Genomic DNA, 22493 nt, shown 5'->3' with positions numbered 1-22493 from the left:
TTATTTGGAGCCGAATAAATAAAATGTTAAATTGTCCGGATCTTGAGGCTCCTCTAACGCCTCGTTTCGAAAAGTATTTCTTTTTATGAAAGCACTAATAAGACTATCACTGAGCATCTGCACGTTGAGCTTTCTCGCTGGATGTGGTGAGAGTGTGAATCACGAGCAAATCCGTGAAAAAGGCTTCATTTATTGCGGCCAAGGTAATCCTAGTACCTTCAATCCACAGCTAGTTGATAGTGGCATTACCGCAGAATCGCTGAGTCCTCAAATCTTCGATACACTGCTCACTCTTGATCCGATGACGTACCGACCAAAACAGAACTTAGCGACAAGTTGGTCTGTTGATAAATCAGGTACAGAATACACGTTCAAACTGCGCCCAAATGTTGCGTTCCAAACCACAGACTGGTTCACCCCAACTCGTAGCATGAATGCACAAGATGTGGTGTTTAGCTTTGAACGTGTCATTGATAGTTCAAACCCATTTCATTATGTGGGTGGCGGTCTATACCCATGGTTTGCCGGAATCGACTTCAAAAACCTGATTGTCGATATCACCGCAGTTGATGACCTAACGGTGAAATTCCAATTAAGTCGCCCAGACAATTCGTTTCTCAACAATATCGCCACCAGCTATGCAGTCATTCACTCTAAGGAGTATGCCAATCAGCTCATTGCAGCGGATGAGAAAAATCGAATCGATTCCAATCCAGTCGGCACTGGCCCTTTCTACTTAGATGAATACCAAATCAACGACCTAGTGCGCTTGAAAAAGAACAAGCACTACTGGAAAGGTGAAGTACAAATGGACCAAGTTGTGTTCGATACTTCGCAACGTGGAACAGGCACACTTGCCAAGCTTCTGCGTAGTGAGTGTGACGTGCTCAACTCACCAATTTCTAGCCAAATCCCTATTATTCAGGCTCATGAAGAGTTGAAGATTTCTGCTACTCCGGCGGTTAATGTCTCTTTCATCGCGCTGAATACTGAGCACCCTGCACTGCGTGACTCTCGAGTTCGTAAAGCGCTCAACTTAGCCATCAATCGTCAGAACATTCTTGATTCTGTGTATTACGGTACAGGAACCAAAGCCTACACCTTGCTTCCTCCGACTTCTTGGGCTCACCAAAAAGACAGCGTTCAAGTTCGCTACGACCGAAACTATGCGGTTGCGCTTCTCAAAGAAGCTGGCGTTGAACCTGGGTTAGAGCTTTCAATGTGGGTACCACTAGAGCCACGCGCATACAATCCAAGTCCAAGAAAAACGGCAGAACTTATCCAAGCAAACTTAGCCGATATTGGTATTGAATTGAAACTCTATACCGACGACCGATTTGACCGCACACAGTTGTCCTCTATTTCCTCAACAGACTTGTTGCTTACAGGCTGGATAGGCAATACCGGTGACCCGGACAACTTCTTACGTCCGCTGCTCTCATGCAGCTCTGAGCGTGCAGGGTTAAACGTCTCGATGTGGTGTAATTCAGACTTTGATTTCCTTCTCGACTTAGCATTAGAGATCAATCAACAAAGGCACCGTGTGAACTTGTACCGACAAGCCCAAAACATTCTCAATGAAGAAGTTCCTGTGATTCCTTTAGCTCATGGCGTGCAATTTCGCGTACACGATCGTTCGCTAACAGGCTTTAAAGCAAGTCCTTTCAATGCCCAACCTTTTGATCAAGTCAGAAGAGAGGTGCAGTAATGTTTTGGTATACATTAAGACGTGTAAACTTATTCGTTATTACGCTAGGAATTCTGACCTTGGTAGGTTTTTCCCTGCTTCGATTAGACCAAACCTCACCTTGGGCAATTCAAGATTTTTGGCCCGGTTGGATTAGCTATATCACTGAATTATCGACGCTAAACTTTGGCCTAACCAAACACGGTGTGCCTATCATCGATGAGTTGGTCCTGGTGTTCCCTGCAACGCTAGAGCTGTGCTTCTTTGCCTTTGTGTTGGCACTCATCATCGGTATCCCTTTCGGCACCATTGCTGGTATGAGACAAGGTAAATTTGTTGATACCACCATATCGTTCACCTCAATGGCCGGTTACTCTGCGCCTATATTTTGGGTCGCGTTGCTGATGATCATGGTGTTTTCACTGCACTTTGAAATGTTCCCAGTTGGTGGCCGATACGACCTACTTTACGAGATTGAACACGTGACTGGATTCGCGATGATTGACGCCTTTTTTGCCGAGGGTCGCTACCGTGCGCACGCACTACAAAGTGTTATCGAGCACATGGCGTTACCTTGTCTTGTTTTAGCACTGGCGCCAACGACTCAGGTCATCCGATTGATGAGAGCGTCAGTGGCTGAAGTAATGACGCAAAACTACATCCGCGCTGCGCGAATTAAAGGTCTTTCCACTAGAGAGATCATCACGCAGCACGTGCTAAGAAACGCGATACCTCCGATTATTCCTAAGGTCGGTGTTCAGCTATCGAGTATGTTAACGCTTGCTATTGTTACCGAGTCTATCTTTAACTGGCCGGGCATTGGCCGCTGGTTATTGGATGCCTTATCGAATCAAGATTACGTTTCAATTCAAGCTGGTGTAATTGTGGTGGCTACCTTAGTTTTGACCGCTAATATTCTGTCCGATCTACTGGGCGCGATGATCAATCCACTGGTAAGGAAGGAATGGTATGCTAACAAATAACGTCTACCAAGAAGAACAGATTCCAACCCAGTTCGAACGTTTCTGGCGCAGCTTCCGCAGCAATAATCTAGCTATGTTTGGCTTGTGGTGTTTGGTGCTTATCATTCTGGTCACCGTCACTTCACCGTGGCTAGCCCCGCATGATGCACAAGAACAAACCGGTCACCTATTAACGCCGCCCTCTTGGGATCCTGCGGGAACGGTAGAATACTTTTTGGGTACGGATGACTTAGGCAGAGATATTCTCTCTCGCCTAATAATTGGCTCTCAGTTAACCTTCGGCGCCGCGGTGGTGATTACCTTTATCGCAGCCGTCATTGGTTGTCTGATTGGCGTACTTGCTGGTATGACGCGCGGTTTACTATCAAGCACGCTAAACCACCTGCTTGATACTGTTATGTCGATTCCATCTCTTCTGCTGGCGATTATCTTCGTGGCATTCCTTGGCTTTGGGGAGTTTAATATCTTGCTCGCCTTGTGCTTGGCACTGATCCCGCGCTTTATACGCTCGGTGTACATTGCCGTGCATGCTGAAGTAGAAAAAGACTATATTCTGGCTTCTCGCCTTGATGGTGCGAACGATTTTTACCTGCTATGGAACTCAATCCTTCCGAACATCCTTACCGTGATCGCTCTTGAAGTTACGCTGGCACTGTCAGTCGCAATTCTTGATATCACGGCTTTAGGTTTCCTAGGGCTTGGCGCTCAAGCACCGAGTACCGAATGGGGCTCCATCTTGGGTGATTCGGTCGAGTTGATTTACCTTGCGCCATGGACAGTTACCCTACCCGGCTTAGCTATTATGTTTACAGTTATCGTGATTAACCTCGTCGGTGAAGGTGTTCGCCAAGCGCTAAATGCAGGAATCGAATAATGCCGTTACTTGATATTCGACATCTAACCATCGAGATTGAGACCCCTCAAGGGATGGTTAAAGCCGTAGATCGAATGAGTATTACCCTCAATGAAGGGGAAATTCGTGGCTTAGTAGGTGAATCAGGCTCAGGTAAGAGTTTGGTTGCAAAAGCGATCGTCGGAGTATGTAAAGAAAACTGGAAGGTTTCTGCAGACCGAATGCGCTTAGGTAATATCGACCTACTGCAACTGACGCCGAAAGAAAGACGCCGAGTGATCGCCCGCGATATCGCAATGATCTTCCAAGAGCCATCAACGTGTCTTGACCCTTCTGAAAAAGTAGGTAACCAGCTCGTTGAAGCGATCCCTTCCCATTCGTTTGAAGGTCGTTGGTGGCAACGATTTAAGTGGCGTAAGAAGCAAGCGATCGCATTACTACACAAAGTCGGCATCAAAGACCACTCTCGCCTAATGGACAGTTACTCTTATGAGCTGACAGATGGTGAGTGTCAAAAAGTCATGATCGCAATGGCGATCGCTGCCAAGCCAAAAGTCTTGATTGCTGACGAGCCAACCAACGATTTAGACCCAATTACACAGTCTCAAATATTGCGTCTTTTGAGTCGTATGAACCAGATCAATAACACCACCATCGTGTTGATCGGCCATGACTTAACCACCATTACCCAATGGGCGACTCGCATTACCGTGATGTACTGTGGTCAATCGGTAGAATCCGCTGATACACCGAAGCTGTTGGATGCACCAAAGCACCCGTACACCGTTGCTTTGTTAAAAGCGATGCCAGACTTTAACGACTGGATTCCCCACAAGGAGAAGCTCCAGTCTTTGCCGGGGTCAATTCCACCGCTGCAACATCTTCCTATTGGTTGTCGATTAGGGCCTCGCTGCCCATACGCACAAAGGCAGTGTGTCGAGATCCCACATACGAAACGTATCAAGAACCATAAGTTCAACTGTCACTTCCCTCTGAATATGGAGAAGAAAAAGAAATCATGAGTGCATTATTAGAAGTCAGTGATTTGTCTAAAGACTTTACGACTCGCTCTGGTCTTTTCCGTAAAAAGATTCATCAGGCGGTGAAGCCAGTTAGCTTTTCTCTTGAAGCAGGCCAGACAATTGGTTTTATCGGCCAGAATGGTTCTGGCAAATCAACATTAGCCAGAATGCTCGCAGGCATGGTGGAGCCAACCGCAGGCGAGATCCGCGTGAATGGCGAAAAGCTAGAGCACAAAGACTACTCGACTCGTTGTAAGCTGATTCGAATGATCTTCCAAGATCCGAATACGTCACTTAACCCGCGCATTCAGATCGGTCGAATTCTTGAAGGTCCATTAAAGCGAAACACCAACATGCCTCCAGAAGCTCGTATGCGTCGTGTGAAAGACACACTACTGCGCGTAGGCCTTCTACCGGAACATGCGTATTTCTACCCTCAGATGCTTGCTGCAGGCCAGAAACAAAGGGTTTGTTTGGCTCGTGCCTTAATACTTCAGCCATCCATCATTGTTGCTGATGAAGCTTTAAATGGTTTGGACATGGCAATGCGCTCGCAAATCATCAATCTGTTCTTAGAGTTACAAGAAGAGATGGGCGTATCGTTCGTTTATGTATCTCAACACCTCGGTATTGTTAAGCACATTACCGACAAGATTATTGTCATGCATGAAGGCAATGTGGTTGAGAGTGGGGAAACAGATCAAGTGCTAACCAATCCAACTCACCAAATCACCCAAAGATTGGTTGAGAGCCATTTCTCCAAAGCGCCGAACCACTAACCTGGAATCACGCTACATTTAGCAGAGGGGAAAAGTATGTATCGAACAGCTTCAATGCTTCCCCTCTTGTTGGTGCTGTTGTCCTTTAACGCGACAAGCACACCGCTCACATGGCTAGATAGAAGCTTCGTCGAAACTGCCTTTTATAACGTCGCGCTTCAACACGAATACTCCCAAGGCAACAAACCGCTCGCCAAGTGGAAACAACCGATCAAGATTTGGATCGATCATCGAGTGGGCGATGAGGAACTGCATCAAGAGATCACAGAGCTTCATATCAAACACTTATCTGAAGTCACCCAACATCCAATAACAATCGTCAGTAAAGAGTCCGAAGCGAACGTTAAATGGATATACACAAGGCAGAGCCAGTGGGTATCTGAGGCGAAATCGGTGCTCAAGCTCAAATCAACTCAACATTTAAATAGCGCCATCTGCACGGCGGGCTATAGAACCAATTCTAAAGGCGAGATTGTATACGCTGGGATTGTAATCCCGGTTGATCAGGCAAGATCGCGAGGTAAGCTGGTCGCCTGTATCGTGGAAGAGATCACACAAGTTCTAGGCCTGCCGAATGATTCAGATAAAGCCTACCCTTCTATTTTCAACGACCACACGCCAGAAGACTTATTATCGCCGTTAGACGTAGTGCTACTGCAATTGCTGTATGAACCAGAATTGAAAGCTGGAATGACAAAATCTGAAGTAAAACCTATCATTCGAAAGATACTCAAGAGATACAGCAAAACAGGTGTGCTTCAGCAAGCTTCTAAAGCCGCACAGCAAGCGCCTTTGTATCAGTTGATTGGGTATTGACGAATATACGTTGGAAGTAACTTAGATGGGATAATTGAATGATAGCGCTGCCTAAGAAAGGCAACGCTGACTTACGATGTTACTGTATTACGAAAGAACTAGCGCTTAGCTGCCTGCTTTTTCAATTCGAAGTCGAACTCATCCGGGAACAAGATAACGCCTTCTTCTTGCTCGTTCGGGAATACTACAACAGCAAGTTCGTCGTCTTCTAGACCGTTCGTCCAGCGACTGTGCCATTTGTTCAACGAAATAGACTCAGCTTTACACTCAGACCAATCACCCGTTGCCCATGATTCTGCGAACTCTTGGTTTGGCCATACTGGAACACAATCTTCATCTTCTGTGTTCAGCATTACACAACCGTGTTCATCGGTTAAGATCCATACTTCACGGTTTGCTACGATTTCTTTCACACAGTATTTCAGGCGTTGCTCGCCCGTATACTTGTTGATTTCAGCGATTTTTTTATCGTCTAGCTGTGTAGTCATCTTAATTTCCTACTTTAGTCAGTAACTTTGCTCTTAAAGCTATTTTATGCCGAGTGTTGTTAACTTCAAACATTATAGATGAAGAAGAAAGTCTACTTCAAAGAAAAACGCCTGCTAAATAAGCAGGCGTTTAATATTAAGCGACTTGATTAAACAAGCTCACCTTGTAGCCAAGGCCAGCCTTGCTTCTTACGGCTTAGTGTATTTTCCATCATTAATACGCCGCCTTTCTCGTGCTTAACCAATTTCTCAGCCCACTCACCTTTGTATAGAAGACGAGTTTGAGCAGTAGTGATATCTGTTAGCATTACCGCAGCGAACGCTAGACCGTCTTTCTCACAACGCTCTTCAAGATCAGCTTCTAGCGCTTCGATCATGCCGTCTACTTGCTCAAGAGTCGCAAGTTCAACTTGACCAACAACAACATCACGACCGTTGAATGGGTAGCCTTTAAGGTCTTTTTCTACTAGCTGTGCAGCAGATAGGCCTTCGATGTTTGTTTTTGCGATTAGAAGCGCTTTGATGAATGCATCAACGTCAGTTACGCCAGCAATTTCAGCAAGCTCAGCAACCGCGTCTTTGTCTTTTTGAGTACATGTTGGAGAAGCGAAACCAACTGTGTCTGAAAGAATTGCAGACATCATTAGTTTAGCGATTTGTTGAGAGATTGCGTGACCTTCAATCTTGAACATGTTGAAAAGTACAGTGTTTGTACAACCAACAGGCCAGATCCAAGCTTCCATTGGGTTTACTGTCATCACGTCGCCTAGACGGTGGTGATCAACAATACCTACGATCTCTGCATCAGCAACATCATCTGGTGCTTGTGCTAGATCTGAGTAGTCTACTAGCCAGATTTTCTCACCAGCAACAGAAGTACGAAGCTCTGGCTTTTCAGCACCAGCGACTTCTAGAATGTGTTGAGTTTCGCGGTTGATCTCGCCTTGGCGAATTGGTGTCGCTTCCTCGCCACGAGCCTTAAGAAGCTCAGTTGCAACTAACGCACTACAAATACTGTCACTATCAGGGTTTTTGTGACCAACAACTAAAATCATGTTTCTTCCTATTACACTAACAATTATGACTCTACCTTTAGAGCCTCTCTTTATTAGCCATACTTTACCTCATTTTTTTAGATTGGTCATGTTTCGTGGGTTTAGCCAATAGTAACAATAGATAAAAAAACAACAAATGCAATTGATAATTATTATCATTCGTATATATTTATCTTAAGCCACTAATTTTGAGTAACACCTATGGATCGACTAATCTCTTTTTTGCCAAGCAGTAGTGCTGCGAAAACAACTCAGTTTTCACTGTCATTTAAGCGCCTGCTTTTGCCTGTCTCACTTGCAGCTTTGGTTGCAGCCCCAGCTACACGAGAGCTGACGGTGACTACTTTGTCAGACGCGTTTTGGGCAGTGTCTTGTTATGTTGCTTTAACCTTGGCTATTTACCACTGGTTAAGTCTGTACATAAACAAAGATAACGTCTTCAATAAGCTCGTCCATCAATCTCGTTCAAACCAAGTGGTATTCGCGGCTCTCATGGGCGCGTTGCCCGGCTGTGGCGGTGCGATAGTGGTAACCACACAATTTATCTCGGGAAAACTCGGATTTGGTGCGGTAGTTGCGGTGCTCGTCTCAACCATGGGTGACGCGGCGTTCCTGCTCATAGCGAGCGAGCCTAAGACAGGTTTAGCCATGATGGCGATGGGCGTGATCGTGGGTACTGCGTCAGGCCGAATCATTAACTTGTTTCACGCAGACGACTTCTTACGCCCAAAAAAAGCACAGAAAAATGAAGCCGTTCACAGTTGCTCATCTCAATCCCAAGACAAAGAATCCGTCTCTAAAAAGGCGATCAACCTGCAAGGTTACCTATGGTCAGTGCTGATTATTCCCGGCGCTGCAGTAGCTCTACTTGGCTCTTTTCAAGTCGATGTAAACGAGTTACTCGCGTTGCCTGAAATGTCGATGGAATGGGCGGGAACAATTTTATTGATTAGCTCGATGTTTCTATGGGGCCTCACTCGGGAAATTGAAGATTACAAATCAGCAGTAAGTGAAGATGAGAAATGTTTAGGCTCACATCCACTGCAAAAAACCGCTCAAGACACCAACTTTGTGACAGCGTGGGTTGTGGTTGCCTTTCTTTTCTTCGAATTTGGTTCTGTGCTAGCAAATGTGGATTTTGCGACGCTATTCTCAAGTTGGGGGATCATGCTCCCCCTGGCGGGCGTATTGATGGGTTTGCTACCTGGCTGTGGTCCACAATTATTGGTCACTAGCTTGTACCTGTCGGGTGCTCTTCCACTTTCAGCTCAGGTCGGTAATGCGATTTCAAATGATGGTGATGCGCTGTTCCCTGCGATTGCCATGGCACCTAAAGCAGCGCTCGTCGCCACCTTGTATTCGAGTGTGCCCGCTTTGATCTGTGCATACGGTTATTGGTTTATGTTCGAGCTGTAGGCTTGAGTTTCTATTCAAGGCTCAAGTTTTTCTTCAAGATCTAGGCTTCACTCCATAGGTTTCTAATCGGCCGGTACTTTGTATCGGCCTTTTTGCTTTCGACGACCTAGTTCTTAAGAGAGCCCCTTCAAAACACCCTCTTCCTTTGCTCCATAGCTGTTACCACGTTACTTGTGCAATTTATCTCAATCCATACGTTATAGCTCCCCGGTAGAAAGCCCTCATAAACGCGACTACATGACTTAATTAGAAATCTCTGACAGATATCAGAAATACAAAAAGCCCCTGTAAGAGTGCTTACAGGGGCTTTAATTCAAGCTTTAATCTTGGTTCTTAAGACAAGACTTAAGAAACTTCGATTGGACCACCGAATGAAGTTACTGGAGGCAGTTTGCCTTGGAACTTCTCGAAATCAACCAAACATGTGTTTGCTGACGTTGCTTGAGCAAGTTCAGACGTACCGATATCTTGAGTCAGTGTGTTTGGATCGCCGTATGTATCTAGCGCGCCCACTTTCTCGTTGATCGGACCGTACCAAGCACCTTCTTCGATACGAACAACACCAGGAGCGTAGCTATCCATTAGAACAGCACCTGCTAGTAGTTGACCACGGTCGTTAAACACACGTACTACATCGCCATCTTTGATGCCTTTCTTCTTAGCATCTACTGGGTTGATGTAGATTGGCTCACGGCCTTGTACCGCGTAAGTCGCACGCCACTCTTCAGATTCACACATCTGAGAGTGAAGACGCTTGTCTGGGTGACAAGATTGTAGCCAGTACGGGTGCTTGTCAGAGCCTGGACCACCGTGTGAACGTTCAGATTTCTCGAACCACATTGGGTGTTCTTGACAGTGCTCGTAACCCATGTTGCCAACAGTACGGCTTGTGATTTCGATGAAACCAGAAGGCGTGCCTAGTGCGTTGATCTCTGGATCTTCACGGAATGAAGCGTGACGAGTCCATGGCTTACCTTTGCCGAAGTCTAGGAAACCTTTCTCCCAGAACTCAGCAAACTCAGGCATTTCGAAGCTACCTTCGTTTGATGCGCGACATTCGTCGTACAGAGATTTAACCCACTGCATTTCGTCCATACCACGCGTGTAATCGTCGTAACGACCCCAACGCTTAGTTAGGCTAGACATGATCTCGAAGTCAGTCTTAGACTGGAACAGAGGATCCACTAGCTTGTGCATTGCGATCAAACCACGGCCAGAGTACGCGCCGTAACCATCGATATCGTTACGTTCCCACTGAGTACAAGCTGGAAGAACAATATCAGAGTGACGACAAGTTGCAGTCCAAGCGAAATCAACAGCCACTACAGTTTGTAGGCTCTTGAATGCTTTACGCATCTTGTTGCGATCTTGGTGGTGGTGCCACGGGTTGTTACCACTGAATACCATCATCTTGATGTCAGGTAGTGTTACCGTTGAACCATTCGCTTTGATCTTCTTACCAGGCTCTAGCAAGCTATCAACCCAACGAGCAACTGGGATTACGCGGCTGTAGCCGTTGTAATCTGTGTTGGTGTACTTAGGTGATTGACCTTGGTCGATGTTCAGCGGGAAAGAACCCGGAGCAGCGAAGCCAGTTGAAGATACACCGATACCAGAGTAGTGGTGACCGTAAGAGATACCACCGCCCGGTAGACCAATTTGGCCAACCATTGCTGCGATAACTGCACACATCCAGTAAGGCTGTTCACCGTGCTCTTGACGTTGGATACTCCAACCAACAAGAATCTGTGTACGACCGTTAACCAGCATCTTAGCGAAGTCACGAATAGAGTCCGCGCTTGCGCCACAGATAGCAGAAGCCCATTCTGGCGTCTTCTCAACTCTGTCTTTCGTTTCACCTTGAACGTACTTGATGAAATCTTCAAAACCTAGACAGTAAGTTTCGATGAACTTCTTGTCGTATAGGCCTTCGTTGTAAAGAACGTGAGCAACACCAAGCATGAACGCCACATCAGTTTGTGGGTTGATGTACATTTGCTCGTTTTCTAGGTAACGACCTGTTTTGTTTTTAACAGGGTCAACAGAAACAACGTTGATCTCTTTCTTAGCAACTTTTTCTTTCAGCTGTTCTAGGTATGCGAACGACTCGTGAGTCTCACATGTCCAACCTACTTGAAGGTTTTTAACTGGATCGTTACCCCAAAGAACAATGTTGTCACTGTTTTCTAGGATAAGTTCCCAAGATGTACCTTGTGCGTAAACTTCAGTAGAACCTAACACGTAAGGCATGATCGTTTGACCAGCACCTGTTGAGTAGTCACCGATTTTCTTCACAGAGTAACCGTGAAGTGCCATTGCACGTTGCATGTGGTTAGTACAGCTGTGGAACTGACCCGTTTGTCTCCAACCAGTTTGACCTGTGTGAAGCGCCCATGGACCGTAATCTTTCTGTACGCGCTCTAGCTCGCGGTAAACAAGGTCTAGTGCCTCATCCCAAGTCACACGAATAAAACGGTTGTTACCACGCGTGTCTGCGCTGTATTTATGCTTCTTCAACCAATCTAGGCGAACCATTGGGTAACGCACACGTGATGGGCTGTAGATAATACCTTTAATACCTTTCAACATCTCAGTTGGGTGTTGATCGATTTCTAGAGGTTTAATTTCTTGTACTTTACCCGCATAAACACGAGCTCGGAATGCACCCCAGTGAGAACCAGAGACTTTCCACGCGCCGTCTGTTTCTGCAGCAGACGCTGATGCCGACGCCAATAAGCTTGGACCGATAACCGATGCCGCACTTGTAGTAGCGACACCTTTCAGAAAACTTCTTCTTGTAATTGCCATTGTGTTACTCCAATTGACGTCTTATTAGTGATGGCCTTCAGAAAAATCTGATGAGTGCTTCTGTAGATACTTAAGAACAAGTGCTTCTGTATCTGTATCGAAGTTAACGAACGCAATCATACCATCTAGCATGCCTACCCAACCGTTAGCGCTGAAGTGAGCTTCATCTGGCTGTGAGTGACACGTTGAACAGTTAGATTGGTACGCTTGACCCGCTGCGTTCCAGATTGGATCGAAGTTATCAACCATAGACTCTTTCTTCATCCAAAGTGCTAGGTTAACTTCTTCCCATGGAAGGCCAGTAAGCTCATCTTCTTTCTTCTCACCAACAGTGATAACGTCACTTTGAGATACTTCTTTCGTCAAGATTGCAGTCGAGATGTTCATACCGAAGTCTTCTTGGATTACACGTCCGAAGCCTTTCGCTTTACGCCAACCGTCGATTTGAATCTTGATCATGTCGCCTTTTTCGTCGATAACCGCAACTTTACTTGCAGGGCTTAGTAGACCCGCTTCAACTGTTGCTGTTTCATCTGTGTACATTGGCAGGTGACGAATAGAGATCACGTCAGAACCATTTGCGTAAGATGTGCTGCTTGCTACATTTTCTAGCTCGCCAACAATACCGCTCGCTGATGCCATATCTAATGGAAGGTTGTGAGCAATACCTTTGTGACAGTCAACACAGCTTTGATCACGCTCTGCCGCGTTCTTCATCTGGATACGCGCTGTTGGGCGCATGTTTTCGAAATCCATTGAATCGTAGTTGTGGCAGTTTTTACACTCTAGAGATTTGTTCGAAGAGAAGCGATCCCATTCGTGTTTAGCCAGTTCGATACGACGAGCTTCGAATTTCTCAGGCGTATCTAGGTCACCAAATACTTGAGCGAATACTTCTTTAGAAGCTTGCATCTTACGAGCGATTTTTGCTGTCCATTCATGTGGAACGTGACAGTCAGGACAAGTAGCACGTACACCAGAAGTGTTTTCCCAGTGAACCGTTTCTTGTAGTTCTACGTATACGTTGTCACGCATGGTGTGACAGCTTACACAGAATTCTTCTGTATTTGTGTGCTCTAGAGCTGTGTTAAAACCGCCCCAGAAAATAACACCGGCGATAAAGCCACCCATAGTTAGTACACCAAGACTGATGTGTACTGCTGGGCGAGTCATTGTGCGCCATAATTTAACTAAAAATGATTTCATGTTTAGCTCTCTTAAATATTGATTTTAAAAAATGTTGTTACTTAGAGGGCATTACATGCCGCCGTGAGCACCTGGAGGTCCGAATACAAACACTTGCAGTGCCCAAACTAGGAAGCCGTAACCGCCTACAAAAGCCACACTTAATATTGGGAAGAGAACCACCGCGATGAAGAGGAAAGACTTCCACTCCAGCGAATGTTTTTCGCTAGTTTCAATTTTATTAACATCACTCATACATTTTGCCTATTTTGTATTTAGTAATTTCGAGTAACCCATTCTATGGGGCTAAAGTTCTTAAGTATCTAACGACAAATTTTAGACCATACTCAAAGTAGGGTTCAATCAAATCTCCCGTTATAACCCTTGCTAATCAATACTTTTTTGAGCTCATCCAAAGTTGTTTTTAGTTAAACAAAGTTATTAAAAAGTATTAACAAATGTGAAGAATTAAGTATATTTCACAAATGTTAAATTCCAACACCTGCGCAACCGTATTGTAACCAATTTTAACGTTTTACCTACTAAGTAGTAGCCAAAAATGCCTCAAAAAACCAATATTTTGTGGTTTGATTGTTAAATTATTGATCGTTTTTCGAATCGATGACTTTGCAGTTGAAATGCATCATTTGGCACTTTCATATATGATAGAAGCCTTATTAAAAGGAAGCATTATGCAAGACGTTATTGATATATCTTGGTGGCAATTATTGTTTTTCAGTTCACTTCTCTTGCTGCCAATTGTAATCAACTACAAGCTAAAACTTGGCCTTGGCAAAGAGGCTTCTATCAGCATCATTCGCATGACTGTTCAGCTATTTCTGGTTGGCCTCTACCTAGAATACCTGTTCACTTTGAATAGCTTGTGGGTCAATTTACTGTGGTTATTTACGATGATTATCGTTGGGGCAAGCTCGATTGTTGAAAAGTCCAAGTTACCCCGAAACCTCTTGTTAGTCCCAGTCGCTGTGAGCCTAGCGGTAACCTGTGTACCCATTGTCTTGTTTATCTGCTTATTCATCATTAAACCAACACCGGTTTTTAACGCACAGTACTTAATCCCTATTGCAGGGATGCTGTTAGGTAATAGCTTAAGCAGTAACATCGTGGCATTGCAGAACTTGTTCGGTGCTTTTGAAACGCAGAAATCAGAGTACGAAGCGGCTATCGCTTTAGGTGCCTCTCCTTCCTATGCTGCAGCGCCTTTTGTGCGTAATGCTATACAGAAAGCGATGTCTCCTATTATGGCCTCAATGGCAACCACAGGCTTGGTAACGCTACCAGGAATGATGACAGGACAAATCTTAGGGGGTGCTTCACCAATGATCGCGATTAAGTATCAACTGATGATCATGTTGGCTATTTTCGTGATGATGAGCTGCTCCTTAGCGCTTGCACTTCACCTATCGTTAAAGACTTCTCTGACCAAAGAAGGGCGAGTTCTCGCTCAAATACAGCCTTCAAAATAACCTCCCGACTCATCTTAGATCTGGTTACTCACTGAATTTGATACAGGTTATCCACAGAAATTGTGGATAACCAAATCAATATAGATCCTTTTTTGTCCATTTCGGCTCGCGCAAAGATCATTGCCATTGATCCTTGGGTGATTTCAAAGACATATACACACGTGCAGAACTGCGTTGTTAAGCGTTCAAATGATAATTTAAGAATTCAACGAGTAAGTTTTCCACAAATAAAAAACGGCCTGCAATGCAGGCCGTCTTGTAAATGTCATAAGTCAGTTCAATGTTTCCACTCTGAGCTTTAACTAATCTTGTCACTGAGCTAGTCACACAAGCTTTGTTGATCCGCCATCTTTATTAATCGCGTAAATAAATCAACCAATACCACATGCCAACAAAGATACCGCCGCCGATGATGTTACCGATAGTAACGGGCAGCAAGTTGTTCATCAGAAAGTCCATCATGTTTAGGTCAACATAGTCTGTTGGATTAGCCCCTGTCATTGTCCAGAATTCAGTTGGAGCAAATGTTTTGATACCGATAGCTAAAGGAACTTGGAACATATTCGCAATACAGTGCTCAAAGCCCGATGATACAAACATCGCGACAGGTAAAATCAGTACTGCAATTTTGTCAGTCAGTGTTCGTCCACTAAACGTCATCCATACCGCGATACAAACCAATACGTTACACATGATGCCAAGCGCGATAGCTTGGATAAAACCATGGTGCATTTTGTGCTGAGAGATGGCCATGGCATTCAAACCCACTTGCCCATGGTCGAACATGTACTGTTTAGTCAGAAGCATGCATGCCACTAGCAATAAAGCACCAATAAGGTTACCGATATAAACGGTCGCCCAGTTCTTTACTAGGGTTCCCCAGCTAATCTTGCCACTTGCACGAGCAACAAGAGTGAGCACCGAACTGGTAAATAGTTCACCGCCAGTAACAACAACGAGGATTAGGCCCAAGCTAAATGCAAGGCCACCTAGGACGCGAGTAATACCCCAAGGTAAATCACCAGCGCCAGTGGTTACAATTGTGTAGAACACAAACGCAATACCGATATGTATGCCAGCTGAAATCGCTAGGAGAAAAGATTTGGTTGGATCTTTGGTTGCTTTACCTACGCCAATATCTGCAGCGCGCTCAGCCATTTGTGGCGGTAATAATGAGTCAAATTGGTTTAGATTCATGATGATTTACATTTTGAAACATGTTGTCGGGAGCGCGATAATCCTCTCTTTCATTTCTGAATTCAAGAGCTATTTGGGACTCAAAATACCTCCCACAACCTTGTGGAAAGGAAATAGCCCAAGTTATTCAAAATTCATACGACTTTAGTAGTAAAAAGAAAACTATGCTGAATGATTAGTTATCAGCATAGAAAATAACACATCTATAAATATCAACAAGTTACGTTAAAAATAAAAGAATAACGTACACTAAAATGGCTCACAGAGCGCTTTTATTTCTAGATTTTGACATAGATCAACAGAACGTAAAAAAGCGCCCTAAGGCGCTTTTAACTCAATCACAAATAAAGAAATTAGTGATGCTAAACCGAAGGTTCAATCACTTCTTCTGATGATTGTTCTAGGGTTGAATCCTCTAGAGTAGATTCAACAGCTGGGGACATCACATCAGAGTCACTTTCGTTGGCCACTTTGCCACCTAAGCTTTTCAAACTATCCACTAACTCTTCTAAGCTTTTAATGTGAGCATCACTCTTGGTAATCTGCTCACCGAGCAACTCACTGTGCTTGGTCGCTTCAACCAATTTCTGTGTTTGTTTCTGATTCTCACTTTCTAACTTAGCGAGTCGTTCAGTCAAAGTTTTAATCTCTGACTTTAATGACGCCGTCATGTCTGAGCCTTTCAGCGCTTTAACACTCGCTACAATTTTTTGAGACTGAAGGCGCAATACAACATCACGGTGATCTTCATCATTAACCACTTGTGAAATGCTCAGCAACTGATTCTCTGCATTCAAAACCGATTGTTCGAACTTGTCGCCTTTTACACTCGCGAGCACTTTTACTTCATGAGCGACACTGCGCACGTGGTTCAACTCAAACTCCGCAGCGTGTACCGCATCTTCAATGATCGACTTTTCACGGGGACTGGCTTTGACTTGGCTTTCTGCCAAAGCAATTTGAGATGCTGCTTTAGCAAACGTCAGTGGAGCAACGTCATCGAAATCTTCATCTTCCAAGAACTCTAATTCGTTCTTCAAAGGTTCGATGTATTTCTTATGTGCCACTTTAACTTCTAGTAAGCGAGCATTGTTAAGAAATTCCACCTGCGCTTCTTGAGCGTCTTCAAGCTCATCGACCAGAACATACTCAAACAACTCGCTGTATTCTGAATACAAACGTTTGTAGCTCGAGGTAAACATGGTATCTGCGCCAAGAAACTTCAGGTAATCCATTTGGACAATCGAATCCGCGAGTACTCGATCAGCCTTCTTCTTTAACACTAAGATCGAGTCATAGTTTGATTTGATCAAAGCGATTTTTTCATCGAAGGCTTCAGCGTAAGTTAGGCTCGAAAAAATGGAGTAACTCTTGGTTATCCGAGTTTCGTCTTTAAGTAAGTCCGCATAAATGCTTTCAGCATCATCCCATGCGTCTAATAGTTCATTGTAATTCTCTGGTGCATAGAGAGACAATTGAGCATGGTCTTCAAGCTTAACTTCCCATTCGGAGTAAACGCTTTGGACAGACTGAAATGAACGGACCTCTATTGTCGATTCATTATTGTTGTTTGTGGTTTGGTTCGCGTCTGTCTGCTCTGAGGGTGTACTTTGACAACCTGAGATAGCAAATAGCATACTGATCGTTAATGCTACTTTGTTCGCTCTCACTTATGCATATCCTTTTTATACAATATTCGCTCAATGCAAATTATTTCTAGTCACAATATATTACAACCACTTAGCAATAAACATCACTGATGATTTAAGTGGGTGCAAATCACCCAATATAACCAAAATAAACTCATCACTCGATGATTAATTAATCAATTTGGTATCACTTATCAATTCTCTTTATTTGCTATTGCCTGAGCCGAGAATGCGCACTAAGGTGAAGGTAGAGAACGTTATGAATATATAGGTCAATTATGAAGTACAACGCTGAACATATTGCTGATTTAAACCTCCTTCTTCAATTTGATGTAAGTAGTGCAGCTACTGGAATTAAAGTCCATCAAGAGGCAGCTCAAGAAACTCAAGACGCTGTTAAGCGCCTATTCGAAAAAAACCTTTGTACTCAGCCAGACGGCGGTTACCTAACAGATGAAGGTATCGAGATGGCAGAGCGCGCAGACAAGCTTCTTCGCGTACTAAACTAAAGCCCCATTGTTCTAGTAAAAACTCCACTTGCTTCGGCCGTGGAGTTTTTTCATTTTTGGGCAAAGCTTTGTTAGGCTTATTGTAAATTCGTCATTTGCAGTTGTGAGGAACACATGGCTTCTATATTTATTGTCGGTGCAGGATGGGTAGGTGTACCTTTATCTGAACATTTAGAAAAACATGGTAACCGAGTAGTGGTCACGAAAACGACCCAAGCGGGAGCAGATGCCATTGGTAGCGAACAAATTCCATGTGAAGTGTTTAGCTTTGATTCATCCGATCCACAACAGACTATCGGGCGACTCTATTCATTGTTACTCGAAAACAACACTGAAATTGTGATTGGCAGCTTCCCTCCTGGCTTTAGAAAAGGAGCAGGACAAGAGTATGCCGACTACTGGCAGCAACTCACCAATGCATGCCAAAAGGCCAACATTAAAAAGCTCATTATGGTTAGTTCAACTACGGTATACCCAACTAAGCCGGGTGTGCTGAACGAGCTGGATGCATCACTCCCCCTTTCGACCTCAGATAACGAGCACGCGTCTTTATTTTCCGATAACGCACGAATCATGCTGCAAGCTGAACAGTCAGTGATTGATTCCGGTATCGACTACACCATTCTTCGCTTTAGTGGCTTAATCGGCCCAAGCCGTCACCCATCACGCTTCGCAAGCAAGTTAAAACAAGTCAGCACTCAAGCTCCAGCCAACATGCTGCACCTTGATGATGCAATTGGTGCTGTCGATTTCGCTATCAGTCAACTGCACAATGAAATAGTTAACGTGACCACACCAAATACAGTCAGTAAGGCGGAGTTTTATGCCGCGGCACTGAAAAGCGCCAACAGCAGTGAGCCTCTGCCCGCTGTTGTTGATACCCCAGACAAGTTAATCTCTTCGAAGAAGATTCTCGACTTAGGTTATTCATTTAAATTCGAATCCACACTGGACGCACTTCATGACTGAACAATCTATTGCTAACAAAAATCCCAACATAAAACTGCATCGCTCAGTCGACACCCTTTGGAACTTTATGTCGATGGGTCACAAGGTTACGCCTTCCGACTGTATCTTTGTATTGTGTAGCAACGATACTCGCGTAGCTGAATATGCAGCCGAGCTTTATCACCAACAGATCGCGCCTTACATCGTTTTTTCTGGCGGTGTGGGGCGCTTTACCGAAAGAAGCTTTGAACGCTCAGAAGCAGAAACATTCGCTTCTATCGCACGGGATTGTGGCGTGCCTGACTCTGACATTATCATAGAGAAACACGCAACAAATACTGGGGAAAATGTACGATTCACTCATGAGTTGCTGACAGAAAAAGGGTTATCGCCGAAGAGGCTAACCTTAGTTCAGAAGCCCTTCATGGAGAAACGTACCTACGCAACCTTCAGTAAACAATGGCCTGACGAAACTTCCGAGATTACCGTGACGTCGCGATGGCAAACTTGGGATGATTACTTTAACGAAGAGTTGCCGTTAGATATGGTGTTAGGCGCATTAATTGCTGATTACGAGCGAATCAAATCCTACCCAGAGAAAGGCTTTCAGATTGAGATGCCGATCCCCGACGACGTTGACCACGCCTATCAAGCATTGAAGAAGCTCGGTTTCGAATAAGCAAAAGTTAGACTTTGAACAAAGTAAAAGCTCGGCAGGAAATAAAACAAAAGCTCGGCTTGGAAGAAAGCAAAACACAGGCCCAATAAACAAAAACGGTGACACTTGGTCACCGTTTTTCGTTCTTTCGCGTTAGCAAATAGAGCTGCTTATTTACCTAACGCTTCTTTGTAGTGCAGACGGCAAACAGAAACGTATTTGTCGTTACCGCCAATAGCCACTTGGTCGCCCTCAGCAATCGCCACACCGTGCTCGTCGGTACGAATTACCATGTTCGCTTTACGGCCACAGTGACAAATTGTTTTAAGCTCAACAAGTTTATCTGCCCAAGACAGTAAGTAACGGCTACCTTCAAACAGTTCACCCAGGAAATCGGTACGTAGGCCGTAACAAAGTACAGGGATGTGCAGCTTATCAACCACTTCTGTTAATTGGTACACCTGCTCCTTCGATAAAAATTGGCACTCATCGATCAAAACACAATGACGCTTTTCTTCCTCATTGAGCTTTTTGATCGCATCAAACATGTTGGTGTCATTTTTAAACAGCTGAGCTTCAGATTGCAGACCAATTCGTGAGCTCACTTTACCGATACCATAGCGATCGTCCAAAGCTGCCGTAAAGATCACTGGCGTCATGCCACGTTCTTGGTAGTTGAATGAAGATTGAAGAAGCGTTGTTGATTTACCCGCATTCATTGCCGAGTAATAAAAATACATCTGAGCCACAGAAATATTCCTGTTAATTAAAAGTTGAAGATAGAAAAGGTGAAAATAGAGAATTCGTGCTAGAAAAAAGGGCTGAAAATCAGCCCTTTTTATAAGATTTACTTACGACGCCAAGTCGTACCTTCTGGGCCATCTTCCAGAACAATACCCAACTCGTTTAGCTTATCACGTGCAAGGTCGGCATTTGCCCAATCCTTTGAAGCACGAGAGTCGTTACGCAGTTTGATCAACGCTTCGATTTCAGCCACTTCGTCGTCGTTACCTGCCGCATCACCTTGTAGGAAGGCTTCTGGCTCTTGGTGAAGAATACCGATGATGTCTGCTAGTTCACGCATCAATGCACCCAGTCCGCTTGCTTTTTCAATGCTTTCAGGCTTGATACGGTTGATTTCACGAGCCATTTCAAACAGTACTGAATAAGCTTCAGGTGTGTTGAAATCATCGTTCATCGCTGTAGAGAATCGAGTCACGTACTCTTCGCCACCGGCAGGAGCGGCTGTAAGGTCTAGGCCACGAAGTGACGTGTATAGACGCTCTAGTGATGCGCGAGCTTGGTTTAGGTTATCTTCGCTGTAGTTTAGCTGGCTACGGTAGTGACCAGACATTAGGAAGTAACGTACCGTTTCAGCATCGTAATGTGCTAGCACGTCACGGATAGTGAAGAAGTTACCCAGTGATTTAGACATCTTCTCTTTGTCTACCATCACCATACCACTGTGCATCCAAGTATTTACATACTGAGTGCCGTGCGCGCAGCAAGACTGTGCGATTTCGTTTTCGTGGTGAGGGAACTGCAGATCTGAACCACCACCGTGGATATCGAAGTGGTTACCAAGAATAGACGAGTTCATTGCTGAACATTCGATGTGCCAACCTGGACGACCCGGGCCCCATGGCGATTCCCATGTAGGTTCACCTGGCTTAGACATCTTCCAAAGAACGAAGTCTAGTGGGCTGCGTTTTGCAGATTCAACATCAACGCGAGCACCCGCTTGAAGCTGATCAAGGTCTTGCTTTGAAAGCTTACCGTATTCGTCGAATTTCTTTACTTCAAACATCACGTCACCGTTGCTTGCAACGTAAGCAAAGCCACGTTGAATTAGCTTTTCAACAAGCTCGATGATTTCAGTGATGTATTCTGTCGCACGAGGCTCAACATCTGGACGCTTCATGTTCAATGCATCAAAGTCAGCGTGCATCTCACCGATTAAACGCTCAGTCAGAGAGTCACAAGACTCACCGTTTTCGTTAGCGCGTTTGATGATTTTGTCATCGATATCTGTGATGTTACGAACGAAATTCAAATCGTAACCAAGGTAACGAAGGTAACGAGTTACTACGTCGAAAGAAACGAACGTACGACCATGACCAATATGACAGAGATCGTATATGGTTACCCCACAGACATACATGCCGACTTTGCCAGCTGTAATTGGTTTGAATTCCTCTTTCTGTCTTGTGAGCGTGTTATATATCTTCAGCATGATCTCTATCTATTTTATGGATTAATCAAAATAAGCTCGCAGTATAACAAGTCATACCTTAATAGGTAATCCCTAAAAGCAGGAATTACCTCAAACATCCGAGTTAAGTTAATGATTTGGTGATTTGAAAGTCTGCCAACATGCGCTAGAATTCGAACTTCATATTAAAAAGACAGTAAGGTAACAATCATGATCATCCTTCACACAAATTTTGGTGATATCAAAGTTCAACTTAACGAAGAAAAAGCACCAGAAACAAGCGCAAACTTTCTACAGTATTGCCGTGACGGTTTCTACGACAACACACTATTCCACCGTGTTATCGATGGTTTCATGATTCAAGGCGGCGGCATGACTTCTGGCCTTAAAGAAAAGGCAACTCGTGCAACGATCAAGAACGAAGCAAACAACGGTCTAGCGAACAAAGTTGGTACGCTAGCAATGGCTCGTACTATGGAACCGCATTCAGCGAGCTCTCAGTTCTTCATCAACGTTAACGACAACTCTTTCCTAAACTTCCGTAGCGAAAGCCTAGACGGTTGGGGCTACTGTGTATTCGCAGAAGTTGTTGAAGGCATGGACATCGTAAACAAGATTAAAGGTGTTAGCACTGGTTCTATGGGTATGCACCAAGATGTACCTCTAGAAGAAGTGATCATCACTGGTACTACAATCGAAGCTTAATTCATCGCTTTCGGTTAGTATTGATGAGCCGATAAA

At 44.5% G+C, this 22493-nt stretch carries 21 protein-coding genes; 12 read left to right on the top strand and 9 right to left on the bottom strand.

What is annotated here, in order from left to right:
- Positions 1-85 precede the first annotated feature (85 nt).
- Genes sapA through ACED41_RS11640 form a run of 6 tightly spaced genes read left to right on the top strand, consistent with a single transcriptional unit; the run spans position 86 to position 6140 of the window.
- Complete coding sequence (sapA, locus tag ACED41_RS11665; RefSeq protein WP_017065332.1) at positions 86-1708, top strand: ABC transporter substrate-binding protein SapA; 1623 nt, start codon at positions 86-88, stop codon at positions 1706-1708.
- On the top strand, positions 1708-2670 hold the full coding sequence (locus ACED41_RS11660) for an ABC transporter permease subunit (protein ID WP_065583876.1): 963 nt from the start codon (positions 1708-1710) through the stop codon (positions 2668-2670). The genes sapA and ACED41_RS11660 overlap by 1 nt, the downstream gene beginning before the upstream one ends.
- Positions 2657-3544 (top strand): putrescine export ABC transporter permease SapC, encoded by an 888-nt coding sequence (gene sapC / locus ACED41_RS11655; RefSeq protein ID WP_017065331.1) that lies wholly within the window; start codon positions 2657-2659, stop codon positions 3542-3544. Before ACED41_RS11660 ends, sapC begins: the two co-directional genes overlap by 14 nt.
- Positions 3544-4545, top strand: coding sequence for an oligopeptide/dipeptide ABC transporter ATP-binding protein (locus ACED41_RS11650; RefSeq protein WP_017060305.1), 1002 nt, complete (start codon positions 3544-3546; stop codon positions 4543-4545). The genes sapC and ACED41_RS11650 overlap by 1 nt, the downstream gene beginning before the upstream one ends.
- Entirely contained in the window at positions 4542-5324 is a 783-nt protein-coding gene (locus ACED41_RS11645) for an ATP-binding cassette domain-containing protein (RefSeq protein WP_017060304.1), read from the top strand. The genes ACED41_RS11650 and ACED41_RS11645 overlap by 4 nt, the downstream gene beginning before the upstream one ends.
- A gap of 36 nt (positions 5325-5360) precedes the next feature.
- Complete coding sequence (locus ACED41_RS11640) at positions 5361-6140, top strand: DUF2927 domain-containing protein (RefSeq protein WP_371724997.1); 780 nt, start codon at positions 5361-5363, stop codon at positions 6138-6140.
- 98 nt (positions 6141-6238) lie between these two features.
- Here ACED41_RS11640 and ACED41_RS11635 read toward each other — a convergent pair whose 3' ends face one another.
- Together ACED41_RS11635 and ACED41_RS11630 are read right to left on the bottom strand one after the other, a co-directional pair.
- Entirely contained in the window at positions 6239-6628 is a 390-nt protein-coding gene (locus ACED41_RS11635) for a DUF2750 domain-containing protein (RefSeq protein WP_004734596.1), read from the bottom strand.
- 149 nt (positions 6629-6777) lie between these two features.
- Complete coding sequence (locus ACED41_RS11630; protein WP_017065328.1) at positions 6778-7683, bottom strand: manganese-dependent inorganic pyrophosphatase; 906 nt, start codon at positions 7681-7683, stop codon at positions 6778-6780.
- A 201-nt stretch (positions 7684-7884) separates the two neighbouring features.
- Here ACED41_RS11630 and ACED41_RS11625 point away from each other — a divergent pair, with 201 nt between their 5' ends.
- A complete protein-coding gene (locus ACED41_RS11625) occupies positions 7885-9099 on the top strand; it encodes a putative manganese transporter (RefSeq protein ID WP_371724996.1) in 1215 nt (404 codons plus the stop codon).
- A gap of 345 nt (positions 9100-9444) precedes the next feature.
- On the opposite strand, the gene torA is transcribed toward ACED41_RS11625, so the two are convergent.
- Genes torA through torE form a run of 3 tightly spaced genes read right to left on the bottom strand, consistent with a single transcriptional unit; the run spans position 9445 to position 13347 of the window.
- Positions 9445-11907 carry a trimethylamine-N-oxide reductase TorA gene (torA, locus tag ACED41_RS11620; RefSeq protein ID WP_102320260.1) on the bottom strand — a complete coding sequence of 821 codons (2463 nt, stop codon included), beginning with the start codon at positions 11905-11907 and terminating at the stop codon, positions 9445-9447.
- 24 nt (positions 11908-11931) lie between these two features.
- Entirely contained in the window at positions 11932-13113 is a 1182-nt protein-coding gene (gene torC, locus ACED41_RS11615; protein ID WP_371724995.1) for a pentaheme c-type cytochrome TorC, read from the bottom strand.
- A 51-nt stretch (positions 13114-13164) separates the two neighbouring features.
- Positions 13165-13347, bottom strand: a complete 183-nt coding sequence (gene torE / locus ACED41_RS11610) for a trimethylamine N-oxide reductase system protein TorE (RefSeq protein ID WP_017060298.1) — start codon at positions 13345-13347, stop codon at positions 13165-13167.
- Positions 13348-13784: 437 nt separating this feature from the next.
- Here torE and ACED41_RS11605 point away from each other — a divergent pair, with 437 nt between their 5' ends.
- On the top strand, positions 13785-14579 hold the full coding sequence (locus ACED41_RS11605; protein WP_102332942.1) for an ABC transporter permease: 795 nt from the start codon (positions 13785-13787) through the stop codon (positions 14577-14579).
- Between the two features lie 354 nt (positions 14580-14933).
- Here ACED41_RS11605 and focA read toward each other — a convergent pair whose 3' ends face one another.
- Complete coding sequence (gene focA / locus ACED41_RS11600; protein ID WP_371724994.1) at positions 14934-15776, bottom strand: formate transporter FocA; 843 nt, start codon at positions 15774-15776, stop codon at positions 14934-14936.
- Positions 15777-16138: 362 nt separating this feature from the next.
- On the bottom strand, positions 16139-17446 hold the full coding sequence (locus tag ACED41_RS11595) for an ATPase (protein WP_102332943.1): 1308 nt from the start codon (positions 17444-17446) through the stop codon (positions 16139-16141).
- Positions 17447-17703: 257 nt separating this feature from the next.
- Here ACED41_RS11595 and ACED41_RS11590 point away from each other — a divergent pair, with 257 nt between their 5' ends.
- The 3 genes from ACED41_RS11590 (at position 17704) to ACED41_RS11580 (ending at position 19561) form a co-directional block, all read left to right on the top strand.
- Positions 17704-17934 (top strand): TIGR02647 family protein, encoded by a 231-nt coding sequence (locus ACED41_RS11590; protein ID WP_017060280.1) that lies wholly within the window; start codon positions 17704-17706, stop codon positions 17932-17934.
- A gap of 114 nt (positions 17935-18048) precedes the next feature.
- Positions 18049-18903 carry an NAD(P)H-binding protein gene (locus ACED41_RS11585; protein WP_371724993.1) on the top strand — a complete coding sequence of 285 codons (855 nt, stop codon included), beginning with the start codon at positions 18049-18051 and terminating at the stop codon, positions 18901-18903.
- Positions 18896-19561, top strand: a complete 666-nt coding sequence (locus ACED41_RS11580) for a YdcF family protein (protein ID WP_032545711.1) — start codon at positions 18896-18898, stop codon at positions 19559-19561. The genes ACED41_RS11585 and ACED41_RS11580 overlap by 8 nt, the downstream gene beginning before the upstream one ends.
- Before the next feature lie 149 nt (positions 19562-19710).
- On the opposite strand, the gene ACED41_RS11575 is transcribed toward ACED41_RS11580, so the two are convergent.
- Both ACED41_RS11575 and cysS read right to left on the bottom strand, forming a co-directional pair.
- The gene (locus ACED41_RS11575; RefSeq protein ID WP_017060277.1) at positions 19711-20289 is read right to left on the bottom strand and encodes a thymidine kinase; all 579 of its coding nucleotides are present in this window, start codon (positions 20287-20289) and stop codon (positions 19711-19713) included.
- Between the two features lie 98 nt (positions 20290-20387).
- A complete protein-coding gene (cysS, locus tag ACED41_RS11570; RefSeq protein WP_371724992.1) occupies positions 20388-21773 on the bottom strand; it encodes a cysteine--tRNA ligase in 1386 nt (461 codons plus the stop codon).
- Between the two features lie 189 nt (positions 21774-21962).
- Here cysS and ACED41_RS11565 point away from each other — a divergent pair, with 189 nt between their 5' ends.
- Positions 21963-22457 (top strand): peptidylprolyl isomerase, encoded by a 495-nt coding sequence (locus ACED41_RS11565; protein ID WP_017060275.1) that lies wholly within the window; start codon positions 21963-21965, stop codon positions 22455-22457.
- Positions 22458-22493: the final 36 nt, after the last annotated feature.

The organism is Vibrio sp. 1F255 (assembly GCF_041439145.1).
Classification (GTDB): domain Bacteria; phylum Pseudomonadota; class Gammaproteobacteria; order Enterobacterales; family Vibrionaceae; genus Vibrio; species Vibrio crassostreae_C.
The sequence above is the reverse complement of the archived record's forward strand: the minus strand, read 5'-3'. Positions and strand labels throughout refer to the sequence as shown.

Coding starts and splice junctions, on each gene's coding strand:
- sapA (WP_017065332.1), top strand. CDS start 86: ATGAAAGCACTAATAAGACTATCACTGAGCATCTGCACGTTGAGCTTT.
- ACED41_RS11660 (WP_065583876.1), top strand. CDS start 1,708: ATGTTTTGGTATACATTAAGACGTGTAAACTTATTCGTTATTACGCTA.
- sapC (WP_017065331.1), top strand. CDS start 2,657: ATGCTAACAAATAACGTCTACCAAGAAGAACAGATTCCAACCCAGTTC.
- ACED41_RS11650 (WP_017060305.1), top strand. CDS start 3,544: ATGCCGTTACTTGATATTCGACATCTAACCATCGAGATTGAGACCCCT.
- ACED41_RS11645 (WP_017060304.1), top strand. CDS start 4,542: ATGAGTGCATTATTAGAAGTCAGTGATTTGTCTAAAGACTTTACGACT.
- ACED41_RS11640 (WP_371724997.1), top strand. CDS start 5,361: ATGTATCGAACAGCTTCAATGCTTCCCCTCTTGTTGGTGCTGTTGTCC.
- ACED41_RS11635 (WP_004734596.1), bottom strand. CDS start 6,628: ATGACTACACAGCTAGACGATAAAAAAATCGCTGAAATCAACAAGTAT.
- ACED41_RS11630 (WP_017065328.1), bottom strand. CDS start 7,683: ATGATTTTAGTTGTTGGTCACAAAAACCCTGATAGTGACAGTATTTGT.
- ACED41_RS11625 (WP_371724996.1), top strand. CDS start 7,885: ATGGATCGACTAATCTCTTTTTTGCCAAGCAGTAGTGCTGCGAAAACA.
- torA (WP_102320260.1), bottom strand. CDS start 11,907: ATGGCAATTACAAGAAGAAGTTTTCTGAAAGGTGTCGCTACTACAAGT.
- torC (WP_371724995.1), bottom strand. CDS start 13,113: ATGAAATCATTTTTAGTTAAATTATGGCGCACAATGACTCGCCCAGCA.
- torE (WP_017060298.1), bottom strand. CDS start 13,347: ATGAGTGATGTTAATAAAATTGAAACTAGCGAAAAACATTCGCTGGAG.
- ACED41_RS11605 (WP_102332942.1), top strand. CDS start 13,785: ATGCAAGACGTTATTGATATATCTTGGTGGCAATTATTGTTTTTCAGT.
- focA (WP_371724994.1), bottom strand. CDS start 15,776: ATGAATCTAAACCAATTTGACTCATTATTACCGCCACAAATGGCTGAG.
- ACED41_RS11590 (WP_017060280.1), top strand. CDS start 17,704: ATGAAGTACAACGCTGAACATATTGCTGATTTAAACCTCCTTCTTCAA.
- ACED41_RS11585 (WP_371724993.1), top strand. CDS start 18,049: ATGGCTTCTATATTTATTGTCGGTGCAGGATGGGTAGGTGTACCTTTA.
- ACED41_RS11580 (WP_032545711.1), top strand. CDS start 18,896: ATGACTGAACAATCTATTGCTAACAAAAATCCCAACATAAAACTGCAT.
- cysS (WP_371724992.1), bottom strand. CDS start 21,773: ATGCTGAAGATATATAACACGCTCACAAGACAGAAAGAGGAATTCAAA.
- ACED41_RS11565 (WP_017060275.1), top strand. CDS start 21,963: ATGATCATCCTTCACACAAATTTTGGTGATATCAAAGTTCAACTTAAC.